This window comes from Devosia sp. LjRoot16 (genome assembly GCF_964252795.1).
Lineage (GTDB): Bacteria > Pseudomonadota > Alphaproteobacteria > Rhizobiales > Devosiaceae > Devosia_A.
Genome location: NZ_CAXUPH020000006.1, coordinates 374,386 through 385,893, shown reverse-complemented (window position 1 = coordinate 385,893; position 11,508 = coordinate 374,386). Strand labels below are relative to the sequence as shown.

At 65.6% G+C, this 11,508-nt stretch carries 11 protein-coding genes; 5 read left to right on the top strand and 6 right to left on the bottom strand.

Going from position 1 to position 11,508, the window contains the following annotated elements; translation table 11 throughout:
* Positions 1-9: 9 nt before the first annotated feature.
* Together ACSQ23_RS25945 and ACSQ23_RS25940 are read right to left on the bottom strand one after the other, a co-directional pair.
* Positions 10-1,005 carry a lipid II:glycine glycyltransferase FemX gene (locus tag ACSQ23_RS25945; protein ID WP_436092355.1) on the bottom strand — a complete coding sequence of 332 codons (996 nt, stop codon included), beginning with the start codon at positions 1,003-1,005 and terminating at the stop codon, positions 10-12.
* A 95-nt stretch (positions 1,006-1,100) separates the two neighbouring features.
* Positions 1,101-2,198, bottom strand: a complete 1,098-nt coding sequence (locus ACSQ23_RS25940; protein ID WP_436092354.1) for a glycosyltransferase family 4 protein — start codon at positions 2,196-2,198, stop codon at positions 1,101-1,103.
* 224 nt (positions 2,199-2,422) lie between these two features.
* On the opposite strand from ACSQ23_RS25940, the gene ACSQ23_RS25935 reads away from it, so the two are divergent.
* Positions 2,423-3,862, top strand: a complete 1,440-nt coding sequence (locus ACSQ23_RS25935; protein ID WP_436092353.1) for a lipopolysaccharide biosynthesis protein — start codon at positions 2,423-2,425, stop codon at positions 3,860-3,862.
* A 495-nt stretch (positions 3,863-4,357) separates the two neighbouring features.
* Here the strand turns inward: ACSQ23_RS25935 and ACSQ23_RS25930 are convergent, their stop codons facing one another.
* The 3 genes from ACSQ23_RS25930 to ACSQ23_RS25920 all read right to left on the bottom strand — a co-directional run bounded on the left by ACSQ23_RS25930 (position 4,358) and on the right by ACSQ23_RS25920 (position 7,481).
* Positions 4,358-4,852 carry a hypothetical protein gene (locus ACSQ23_RS25930; RefSeq protein ID WP_055884064.1) on the bottom strand — a complete coding sequence of 165 codons (495 nt, stop codon included), beginning with the start codon at positions 4,850-4,852 and terminating at the stop codon, positions 4,358-4,360.
* Between the two features lie 74 nt (positions 4,853-4,926).
* Entirely contained in the window at positions 4,927-5,202 is a 276-nt protein-coding gene (locus tag ACSQ23_RS25925) for a hypothetical protein (RefSeq protein WP_436092352.1), read from the bottom strand.
* 182 nt (positions 5,203-5,384) lie between these two features.
* On the bottom strand, positions 5,385-7,481 hold the full coding sequence (locus tag ACSQ23_RS25920) for a catalase (protein ID WP_436092351.1): 2,097 nt from the start codon (positions 7,479-7,481) through the stop codon (positions 5,385-5,387).
* 192 nt (positions 7,482-7,673) lie between these two features.
* Between ACSQ23_RS25920 and ACSQ23_RS25915 the strand changes: the two genes are divergently transcribed.
* The 4 genes from ACSQ23_RS25915 (at position 7,674) to ACSQ23_RS25900 (ending at position 10,345) form a co-directional block, all read left to right on the top strand.
* Positions 7,674-8,321 (top strand): hypothetical protein, encoded by a 648-nt coding sequence (locus ACSQ23_RS25915; protein WP_436092350.1) that lies wholly within the window; start codon positions 7,674-7,676, stop codon positions 8,319-8,321.
* Positions 8,308-8,724 (top strand): phage holin family protein, encoded by a 417-nt coding sequence (locus ACSQ23_RS25910; protein ID WP_055884055.1) that lies wholly within the window; start codon positions 8,308-8,310, stop codon positions 8,722-8,724. The genes ACSQ23_RS25915 and ACSQ23_RS25910 overlap by 14 nt, the downstream gene beginning before the upstream one ends.
* Positions 8,724-9,692 (top strand): DUF3618 domain-containing protein, encoded by a 969-nt coding sequence (locus ACSQ23_RS25905; protein ID WP_055884052.1) that lies wholly within the window; start codon positions 8,724-8,726, stop codon positions 9,690-9,692. The genes ACSQ23_RS25910 and ACSQ23_RS25905 overlap by 1 nt, the downstream gene beginning before the upstream one ends.
* A gap of 158 nt (positions 9,693-9,850) precedes the next feature.
* On the top strand, positions 9,851-10,345 hold the full coding sequence (locus ACSQ23_RS25900) for a YciE/YciF ferroxidase family protein (RefSeq protein ID WP_055884050.1): 495 nt from the start codon (positions 9,851-9,853) through the stop codon (positions 10,343-10,345).
* 39 nt (positions 10,346-10,384) lie between these two features.
* Here the strand turns inward: ACSQ23_RS25900 and ACSQ23_RS25895 are convergent, their stop codons facing one another.
* Positions 10,385-11,506: a PAS domain-containing sensor histidine kinase gene (locus ACSQ23_RS25895; protein WP_055884047.1), complete on the bottom strand. Its 1,122-nt coding sequence runs from the start codon at positions 11,504-11,506 to the stop codon at positions 10,385-10,387.
* Positions 11,507-11,508 lie beyond the last annotated feature (2 nt).

The following is an 11,508-nucleotide window of genomic DNA, read 5'->3' as shown; positions in this document are numbered from 1 at the left end:
CCCCCACCCTCACCAGCTCATCCATTCGCCGGCGAGCTGATACTCGACCGGCTTCATCGTCTGCTTGAAGCGCGTATAGCCATCGCCGGGCTTCAGCCCGCCGACATCGAAAGTTCTGACGCCGCGGCGGTGCATGTCGCGCAGCACCTGCCACATCAGGAAATTGCCGGCATTGAGCTTGCGGCCAGCGAAGCCGAACCAGCCGACGTGATATTCGGCGTGCGTGCCGAAGCGGACCACCGACATGCCGGCCACCGGCTCGCCCTGGTGCAGCAGCTGGAACACCGAGACATCCTCGGGTGCGGTCAAGCGCAGGGCGCGCAGCAGGGTTGGGTCGGCGGCGGTAAAACCGCGTTCGGCCATGTTCTCGGCATGGCGCGCCAGCATCCACTCATAGGTCGCGTCGTCCTGAGCGATGCGCAGCTCGGCGCCGGCCTTTTCGGCATTGCGCACGCGGTTGCGGAAGCTGGACGCGAGGCCGGCCCACAGCGCATCTTCGCCGACGGTCAAATCGATGCGGCCCGATTGCCAGGAGCGGCGATGGCGCAGGCGATAGCCGGCGCGGTGCAGCAGCGCGTCGCTTGGCGCCCCTAGGCGCAGGGCAGGGGCGATCAGCAGCGGCGCCGTCCAGATGCGGCCCCAGCGGCGGCGGAGCGCGGCATAGACGCCGACGATCTCAGCTGCATCAGGGGCGGCGTCGAAGAACAGCGGGCCACGATTGACGCGGTTGAGCAGGCGAAGGCCGAAGCGGCGAAACTCGAGCACGGTGGCGATCGCCACCGGCCGGCCGGCCTCGAGGAACACTACGCGCCTGACGGTCCACCCCTTCGCCGCCTTGCCTTCGCCATAGGCGAAGCCCTGTGGCAAGTGCGGGTCGGGGCATGAGGCGATCAGGCTGTCCCACCGGGCCTTGTCGGCCACGAGTTCTGCGGTGATCGCCTCCCTCGCGTCCCCGGTTTTCGCCGGGGAAACTGGTGTAGCGGTGCTCAAGACGTCGTAGGTCATTCCGCATTCCCAAACGCGTCGACCTACCGTTTGCGGCGCGCTGGAACGTGGTAGTCCCGGGCGGGAAAACTGGGAACCAAAAGGTTACCTTAGTGTTAACGCGCGGCGCTTATCCACACCTCGCCCACGGCCCGGGCATAGGGGGTGAGATCGAGCTTTTCGCGGTGCAGCTGCAAGGCCGCAGCGCCCAGCCGATCGCGCAGCGACTTGTCCTCGACCAGCCGGGTCAGCGCCGTGGTCAGGGCGTCGACATCGCCCACCGGCACCAGGAGGCCGGTTTCCCCGTCGATGACGATATCGGACACCGCGCCGACCGGCGTCGCCACCACGGCGAGGCCCGACGCCATGGCTTCGATGATCGACATCGGCAGGTTCTCGGCAAACGAGGGCAGCACCATGATATCGGCCGAAGCGATCAGTTCGGCGACGCGTTGCGGGCCGACCCAGCCGGGGAGATCGACGCGGTCGGCGAGGCCCAGCTCGGCGGCCTTGCTGCGCGCCGCCTCGACATGGCCGTCGCCGCCGATGGTGGCGCGCCAGCTATCGAGGTGCTGCATCCGCGCCAGGGCGTCGCCCAGCTGCGGCACGCCCTTGCGGTCGCCGATGCGGCCCAGAAACAGGATGTGCACCCGTTCGCCGCCCCCCACATGCGGCAGGGCTGGCTGCGCCGTGGCGTTGGGCACGATGACGATGCGATCGGCGGCCCGCGGCGCCCGCGCGGCGACGAAATCGCGCCAGACCTGGCCGAGCACCATGGTGTGCGCGGCGCCTTCGAACATTGTCCGGATGTCCCGGCTCAGGCGGCTCTGATCGTCTTTCCAGAATTCCCGATATTCGGCGCCGTGCAGGTGCAGCACATAGGGGATGGAGAGCAGCCGGGCGAGCCGGGCAATCTGCAGTTTGCGATAGGTGCTGCCGGCGCTCGCGAGATTGATATGGAGCACGTCGAGCCGGCCCATCGCCTTCAAGCCGAGCATGCGCAGCAGGAAGCCGCCGAGGTAGAATGGCGACAGCGCGATGTGGCCGGGGCCGCGGGTGGCGCCGAAGCGCACCTTGAGGCCGGCAGTGCCTTGCCGTTCGAGCTCGGTGCGCAAGCCGCCCATCACCCGGTCGATGCCACCCTGGCCGGTGCCGCCCGAGGGGGTGGCGACCAGGACGTCGAGGGGTTTGGTTTGTGTGTTCCGCTGCAGCATGAGCGAGCCATAGCGCCCGCCGGAAGCGGGGGGAAGCAAAGGCTCGGGTCAAGGTTTACGGCGGGGTGGTGAGGGGCGGGGCGATGCGCCGGAGCGGCCGGCGAAACCATCGAATTCGATACAATTGCCGCCGTTCACCACCATCCGCTAAAGCGCTGTCGGGTCGGGGCCGAAAGGGTTAAGCGAAAGTGAAGAACATCCCCAATAGGGGAAGGTGACCACCCTTGCTGCTCCGCTCTACCCTGCTCTATGCCCCGGCGATCCTGCTGACGCGCCTCTCGGCGCTGTTGATGCTGGTCATCGCGACGCGGCTGATCGACCAGACCGAGTATGGCCTTCTGACCCTCGTCGTCACGGTGGGCGAGCTCACCGATTCCGCCGTCAGCAGCTGGCTGCGCATCGCGCTGCTGCGGCTCGGCGGCAAGGGCGAGATCAGCAATGGCAGCGTGAAGCTCGCGGCGCGGGTGCTGGTGGTCACGACGCTGCTGGGGCTCGTGGTGTCGGTTGCCGGCTCGGTGCTGGTGGCGCCCGAGCGCTGGGTCGAGTTCGCCCTGGCGGTGGGCACCTATCTCGCCGTCGGCGCCCTTGGCCGCTTCGCGCTCACCCTGTTGCAGATGCAGCAGCGGCACACCGCCTATTCGCTGCTCGAGTTTTTCCGCGCAGTGCTGCAGCTGGCGCTGCCGATCGCGGCGATCCTCTTGATCCACGGCTCGTTCCTCGCGGTATCGCTGGCCTCGAGCCTCGCCGTGCTGATCGCCGGCAGCGTGGCGCTGGCGCTGGCCAGCCGCCGCGTCGTCATCGGCCCGTCGCGCTTTACTCATCGCGAGCTGTTCGCGCTCGGTATCCCGCTGATCGCGGTCGCCACCATCAGCTTCGGGCTCAACAGCGCCGAACGCGTGCTGCTCAAGCTCTATTACGATGCCGGCGCTGTAGCAGTGTTCGCTGCGGTCTACGCACTGGCGCGACAGCCGATCGATACCATTTCCAACGCCATCAACATGGGGGCTTTCCCCGAGTTCGTCAGCAAGTTCGATACCGAGGGCTCGGCCGCCGCCGGGCGGTTCCTTACGCATCAGATGGCGCTGATGGGGCGGCTCACCTTCCCGGTGGTCGCCATGCTGGTGGCGCTCTCGACTGAAATCGGCGGCCTGCTGCTGCCGGCCGACTACCACCAGAACCTGGGCGCGCTGTTCCCGATCATCGCGCTCAGCGTGCTATTCGCCAACTTCACCAGCTTCGTGTTCGAGAACGTCTTTCACGCCCACAAGAAGCCCTGGCTGCAGATGGTGGCGCTGGCGCCTGGTTCGGCGGCGACCATCGCGCTGTCGCTGCTGCTCATCCCCGCCTATGCCGAGATCGGCGCGGCGCTGGCGCTTGCCGGCGGCACGCTGGTCGGGCTCATCGCCGCCTGGGCGGTCAGCCACCGCCTCACCCCGGTGCCGATCCCCTATAGGGATCTGGGGATTTCCGTCGCCGTGGCCGCTGCCACCGGCCTTGCCGCCTGGATCGCCAGCGCGCTCCTCGGCGACAGCTGGCCGCTGTTCAAGCTGGCGGCGGGCGGGGTTGCCGGCGGGCTGGTGTTTCTCGGTCTGCAGTCGCTGCTGCACCCCGAAGAGACGCGGGCCCTGGCGGGCAAGGTGCGCGCCAGGCTGGGGATGGCATAGCCACCCCGGTTGTAGACGAGGTTGCAGCCAAGGCGGGGGGGTGACTCACGAGTAACCCTTGGTGCAGCTCCTTCGCTTTCGGCCCCTGAGCATTCACTGCAGCTGCAGTGACGCGGCGCCCGACCGCCCAGTTCACTCTGCGTTGATAAGGTCAGCCAAGGAACGGTCAAGCAACGGCTGGCCACGGGAAATATGGCTGCCCTTCAGTCGAACCTCGGAATCACGCCGAAGTGAATAACGCTTGCATGACGCCAGGCCGGCTATACGGGTGGTATGGCAACACCTAGTAGACCGCTAAATCGCTACGCCTTGAGTGATCCGCCACGGCCACAACTGCAGCTGACGCAGAAGGCCTGGACCTGGCTTGGATGCATAGCCTTCAGTGCAGTTATTTGGGTGGCGATCATTAAGCTTGGGCTGGAGATGTTCTGAGGAGCGTGGACGCGCCTTCGCGGCCGGTAGCGCAAGCTCAGAGTGAATCTCCGACCTTTCGGGTTAGTCCGCCGCTCGCGGGGCGGTGAGGCTGTCCTCCATCCGTTCGACTATTGCGTCGAAGCGCTGTCGCTCGCCGGCCGGATAGCTAGCCTCGAAGGCAGAAAGCTGCGAGAGGTCGGGCGAGAACATGAACTTGGCGTAAAAGATCAGGTCATCGCCCCTTGCCTGATCAGCCTGATAATAGCCCGACACCGCCAGCCAGGAGCGACCGTTTCGGCTGTACGTGATCTCGCGGATGCGCTCCGCACCGGCGAGCACCTGCTCGAACCCGGCGGGCGATCGGCGTTCGGCATTGGTGGCGCAATAGATATCGATCTGTCCTGCGGCATCCTGCTCGATCAGCGTGAGGCCGGTATCGGTTTCTGTGATGTCGAAGCCCGCCGCGGGATACTCTACAGCGTAACCACACGCTGCGTTCCGATACATCGTCCACGCCTCCTGGCCTTGGGCGGTGCTGGCGAGCAAGCCCAGCAGCAATACGAAAAATGCGCGCATGACCCGGGTCCGATCCTGAGAGTGACAGCCTTTCTCAACGAGACTTGCGGGGATGCGTTCCGGCTGTGGTGCCGCTACTGCAAGGCCGGCAGGCCTTCAACTACAGCCCTGCGTATGCGCAGCACCGATTCCAGCGGCAGCGGCACAATGACGTACCCATCGCGCAGAAGACTGCGCAGCAGCCTGCGGCCAACAAGGGCGTTACGTGGCTCCTCGCTCGACGTCACCAACCAGCGCCATTCTTTACCCGCAGGATGCGGAGGGACTGCGCTGTGCGCATGGGAGCAGATCAAAAGCGGATCACACCCCGCCGAAGAGCCATCTTCAGTTGCATAAATGATGAAGGGCACGTGTTGGGGTGGCTCCGTTCGGCGATGTAGTTTCGATCGGTCACGAGCGACGCGTCGGTATACGCCTGTCATGTGATGGTGACGGGCGTCTCGCTGTGTCTTGGCTGGAAAACCTGCTCGAGCTCGCTTCGTTCCCGCCACTGCTTGTTCGGCTTGTCATCAGAGATTGACCCGGGCCGTGCTCACGCTCCATCCGGGCGATCCCAGAAGCGCAGGGCCGTGCAGGTCTTTATGAACGCTGCGGCGTCGGTGGCGGCGAGGTCGGTGAAGCCGTCGTCGAGATCGTCGGGCAGCCCGATCTTGGCGAAGAGCTTGTTTGCCGCTTCGACAAAGCCGATGAACTTGTAGTGGGCATAGGCGTCGGCGACGAAATCGCGGGCCGCCGGGAGTTTCAGCAGCGACAGCACCCCTTCGTCGCCGGGCAGCACCGCCACGGCGTCGAACAGCACCGACGGGCCGCCATCGATCTTGTGGTGCGCCGCGAGCATCGTGCCGTCCTTGGCGGTGATCCCCGCCACGCTGGGGGCGATGAGCTCCATCGTGCCGCCTGCCGCCGTCACGGCGGCCTGCAAAGCATCGAGCAGGGCGGCATCGACGCCGTCGGTAATCAGCACGCCGAGTTTCCGGCCTTTGAAGGTGGCCGGCGGGTTCTTGAGGATCGACAGCGCGTCCGATGCAGGCAGGTCAAGACGCGGGGTCACAGCGGGAGACGCGGCGGCCGGCAGCGCCTTGAGGCCGAGGCCGTCGGCGACCGTCTGCGCCAGAGCTTCGTCGATGTTGAGGAGATGTGAGACGACGCGCTCGCGGATGGCCGGCACTTCGACCTTGCTCAGCTCGAACACCAAGGCATCGCCGATATGGCGCTGCTCGATCAGCGACTGGCTGATGAAGAACTGCCGCGCCTGGCTGTAGTGATCGGCAAAGCTCTCGGGCCTGAGGCGTTGCTTGGGCCCCTCGGCTTCCTCGGCAAAGCTCTCGAAGCCGGCCGCGGTCTCGCGCGGCCCACCGATCTCTGTGCCCCAGGAATTGGGCTCGTAATTGGCGCGTCCCTTGGGGTTGTGGAAAGCCATGTGGCCATCCTGCTGGAAATTGTGGAACGGGCATTTCGGCGCGTTGATCGGCAGGTGGGTGAAGTTGGGCCCGCCCAGCCGCTTCAGCTGGGTATCGAGGTAGGAGAAGTTGCGGCCCTGCAGCAGCGGGTCGTTGGAGAAATCGATGCCCGGCACGATGTTCTGCGTCATGAACGCCACCTGCTCGGTCTCGGCGAAGAAGTTGTCGGGCATGCGGTCGAGCACCAACCGGCCGACCGGCGTCGCCGGCAGCAATTCTTCGGGGATCAGCTTGGTGGGGTCGAGCACGTCGAAATCGAAGCTGTCGGCGAACTTTTGATCGAAGGTCTGCAGGCACAGTTCCCACTCGGGGAAATCGCCCGCCTGGATGGCGTTCCACAGGTCGCGGCGGTGGAAATCGGGGTCGGCGCCGTTGATCTTCACCGCCTCGTTCCACACCACCGACTGCATCCCCAGCTTGGGCTTCCAGTGGAATTTCACGAAGGTGGATTTCCCCTTGGCATTGACCAGCCGGAAGGTGTGGACGCCAAAGCCTTCCATGAAGCGGAACGAGCGGGGGATGGCCCGGTCGGACATCACCCACATGATCATGTGCATCGATTCAGGGGTGAGCGAGATGAAGTCCCAGAAGTTGTCGTGGGCGCTCGCCGCCTGCGGAAACGCCTTGTCGGGCTCGTCTTTCACCGAATGGATGATGTCGGGAAACTTGATCGCATCCTGGATGAAGAACACCGGGATATTGTTGCCCACCAGATCCCAGTTGCCCTCCTGGGTGTAGAACTTGACGGCAAAGCCACGCACGTCCCGCGCCAGGTCGAACGAGCCCTTGTTGCCGGCGACGGTGGAGAAGCGCACGAAAACCGGCGTCTTCTCGCCGGCGCGCTGGAACAGGTCGGCGCGTGTCAACTCGGGCAGCGGCTTGTAGGTCTCGAAGAACCCATGCGCACCGTAGCCGCGAGCGTGCACCACGCGCTCGGGAATGCGTTCGTGATCGAAGTGGAAGATCTTCTCGCGAAAATGCGCGTCCTCGATCAGGGTGGGGCCGCGCGCGCCCTGCTTCAGGGTGTTCTGGTCATCGGCAACGGGCATCCCTTGCTGTGTGGTGAGAACGTCATAGCCCTCCTCGGCGCGCTGGTGGGTTTCGCCGCCTGCGCCGCGCATGACGGGCTGGTCGCCATAGGTAATCGTCGACTTGGTCGTTCGGGCCATGGGTGCTCCTTGGCCCGCGGATCGCGCGCCTTTCAAGCTTAGCGTGGCTCGCGCGCGATCGTTCCGTCGCAGTGGCGAAATTGAGTTGGGGCTGCGCCGGAACGATGTCCCCTTCGCCAAGTTGAATTGTCAGCAGCCACCGAGGAGCGCCGCCTTACGAGCGCTCTCGTGGAGTTCATAGGAGCAGCACAAATGGCCCCCGATTACCCCACCGACACCGACCTCAGCCCCGACCGCACCCGGTCCGATGCCGCCGCGCTCACCGAAACCGCGGAGGCCGACCTGAGCCATCTCGCCGACGAGGTCAAGCAGCAGGCCGCAGCCATCGGCGACGAGGCTATGACACAGCTCGAGGGTGTCACCGAGAAGGCCAAGGGCATGGCCGCCGACCAGAAGGACCTGCTCGTTGCCCAGCTGGGCGGCGTCAGCGGCGCCCTGCAGAAGGTAGCCGGAGAGCTCGACAGCAGTGGCGAGGCCGGCAGCCGCTATGTCCGCATGCTGGCCGACGGCGCCGAAAAGCTGACCTCGACGGTGCGCGACAACGATGTCGACCAGATCATCGGCATCGCCCAGGATTTCGGGCGGAAGCAACCGGTTGCCTTCATGGGCGCCGCTGCCCTGCTTGGCTTTGTCGCCTCTCGCTTCGTCCTCGCCTCCGCTTCGCGCAAGCCCGATGCAGCGGCTAGCCCTTCGGGGTCGGCCTACAGCTCGACCTACGGTTCGGGCAACAGCTCGAACTACGCTTCCGGCCGCTCAGGCCCGGGGCAGGGCTCGATGCAATCGGGTTCGAACCCCTCGACCTCGGTCTTTAACGAGGGAGGCCGAAATGGCGGATACTGAGCGCCCGCACACCCTGACCGACCTGCTCGGCGGCTTGGCGGGCGACATTTCCGGGCTGTTCCGCAAGGAAATCCAGTTGGCCAAGACCGAGGCGTCCGAAAAGCTCGGTGATGTGCTCGCCGCCTCCAAGGGCCTCGCCATTGGTGGAGTCCTCGCCATCGGCGCCGTCGGCGTCTTTTTGTCGGCACTGGTGATCGGGCTCTCCTGGGGCCTCGTCGCCATCGGCATGTCGGAGCAGGCCGCGGGTTTCATTGCCTCCATCGTGGTGGCCGGCGTCGTCGGCATCATCGCCTGGAGCTTCATTTCGAAGAGCCTCGAAGCCTGGAAGGCCACCACTTTCGAGCTCGACCGCACCACCCATTCCCTCGCGCGCGATGCCGAGGTCGTTAAGGAGAGCCTGTGATGAGCAGCTACGGAAAAGACTCTGCCCAGCTGGAGCGCGAAGTCGAACAGCAGCGCCAGCGTGTCGAAGACCGGATCGGCGAGATCAAGGACCGGCTGTCCCCCGGCCAACTGGTGGATGAGCTGCTGAGTTACAGCAAGGATGGTGGCCAGCATTTTGCCGCCAATCTCGGCCACACGGTTTCCAATAACCCGCTGCCGGCGGCGCTTCTGGGCATCAGCCTCGTCTGGCTGATGAGCGGACAGGGCCCGAAACTCTCGGCGCCAAACCCGGCGCCGCAGCCCAGCCGCTACCGCTCCGATTACCCCTATGCCACCGTCTCGGGTGGCCTGCGCCGGGTGAACCACGCGGCCGACGAGTCCGGCAAGTGGTTCAGCGAGTTCGAGGATGCCGGCGGCAGGCGCTTCAAGGCCGAATCCAACGAGCTGGGTCACCGGGCCGGCGAGTTCGTCGACGAAGCGGGCAAGAAGTTCGGCGGCTTTCTCGATGAGGCCGGCCACCGGCTGCAGGATTTCCAGGACGAAGCCGGCAACCGCATCGACGAGGCGGCAGGTTGGGCCTCGCATGCCTGGCAGGACCTCCGTCACCAGGTCGGCGATATGTTCGACAGTGTGCAGCAGCAGGCCCGGCATGTGGGCAGCAGCGCTCAGCACCAGACCGATCGCGCCACCAAGGTGGTGATGGATTCATTCCAGAACCAGCCGCTGGTCGCGGGGGCGCTGGCCTTTGCCGCCGGCGCCGCCCTCGGCGCTGCGCTGCCGCATACCGAGCAGGAAGACAAGGCCGTGGGCGAACTGGCCGATGAGGTCAGGGGCAAGGCCATCGATGTCGCTTCGGAGGTCTACGAGGAGGGCAAGACCCGCGTCGCCGACCTCTACGAGAAAGGCAAGGATGGCGCGGCCAAGGTCTACGACGAAACCGTCAAGGCCGTGAGCGACAGCGTCAACGGCACCCCCGAGCTGCATTAGCGGGCGGGGATTTGCCGAACCGCAGGTCGGGCGGGCGAGGCTCTGTAAGCCAGCTTGTCTGTCCGGCCTGCCTGCTCGACCAGCGAACGGCAGTCGGGCTGCACATCTCGTCCGTTCGCACCCATCACGTTTTCACCACCACCGCTTGGAGAGCCAAAATGGCCACCGAAGAAAAGACCCTCGACGACCTGTTCCTCGATACGCTCAAGGACATCTACTATGCCGAAAAGCAGATCGTGAAAGCGCTGCCCAAGATGGCCAAGGCGGCGGTCTCGCCCGAGCTCAAGGCCGGTTTCGAGCAGCATCTGCAGGAGACCGAAGGCCATGTCGAACGGCTCGAGCAGGTGTTCGAGCTGATTGGCAAGCCGGCCCGCGGCAAGACCTGCGACGCCATTCTCGGCATTCTCGAGGAAGGCAAGTCGATCATGGAAGATTTCAAGGGCACGATGGCGCTCGATGCCGGGTTGGTCTCGGCGGCGCAGGCAGTCGAGCATTATGAGATCGCCCGCTACGGCACGCTCAAGAGCTGGGCGTCGACGCTCGGCATGAAGGATGCCGTGGCCCTGCTCGATGCAACGCTGCAGGAAGAGATCGCGACGGACAAGAAACTGTCCAAGGTGGCGATCGGCAACGCCAACCTCAAGGCGGCGTAACGCATTCGGCGGGGCTGGTGCCCGGCACCAGCCCCGCCTTCAGGCCTGCGGCATGCGGAAGGTGAAGCGCGTCTCGGTTGCATCCGACGTCACGTCGATCCGCCCGCCATGCGCCTGGGCAATCTGCGAGGCGATGTAGAGCCCCAGCCCCAGGCCCTGTACCCGCGAGTTTGGGTTGGAGCGATAGAATGGCTGGAACAGCTGCGCCATCGCTTCGGGCGGGATTGGCGGGCCGGCATTGGCCACCGAAAGCTCGAGTTCGCCGGCGCGCAGCACGGCATCGACCCGTACCGGCTGATCGGCCGCCCCATGAGTGATGGCATTGGCCAACAGGTTCGAGAACATCTGCGCCAGCCGGGCGTGGTCGGCCTCAACCTCCGCGGCAGCATCGAGATGCAGCTCGATCTCGCGCTCCGGATAGCTGGTCCTCAGTTCTCCCACCACTTGCGCCAGGGTCGGCAGCAGCGGCTTCAGGCTGCGGTTGAGCTGCAGCCCGCCACCCAGCCGGCCGCGGGCAAAATCCATCACATTGTCGATCAGCCCGCTCATCCGCAGCACGCTGCCACGGATCAGTCCGATGACCCGCTGCGATTTCTCGCTCTGCGGTTCGCGCATCAACAGGTTCGTGCCGCCGTCGATGGCGGCCAGCGGGTTGCGCAGGTCGTGCCCGAGCACGGCGATGAACTGCTCGCGCAGCTCGGCCGCCTCGTGCTCGGCCAGCAGCAGGCCTTTCGACAGCCGGGTTTCGGCCTGTGCGGTCTCGGTGGCGTCGACCAGCTCGCGCTCATAGCGGCGCCGCTCGGTGGCCCGAAACACCGTCACCCGGGTGAACAGCAGTTCGCCTTCGGAATCGCGGCGCTCGGCGGCATTGGCGAGGACATGCAGCGGCGTGCCATCGGCGCGGATCAGGTCGAGCGCCACCTCGTCAAAATACCCTTGCATGCGCAGCAGCGGCGCGAAATGGGTTTCATAAAAGATCTGGCCGGCAGTGCTGAGCAGGTCGCGCAGGCGCTTGCCGACAAGCGCGTCGGGCGCGATGCCGAGCCAGCGCGACAGGGTCTGGTTGGATTTGACGATCCGCCCGTCGCGGCCGAGCGAGAGATAGCCGCACGGGGCATTCTCGTAGAGATCTTCGAGGTCTTCGGCAGCCGGCCCTGGCATCG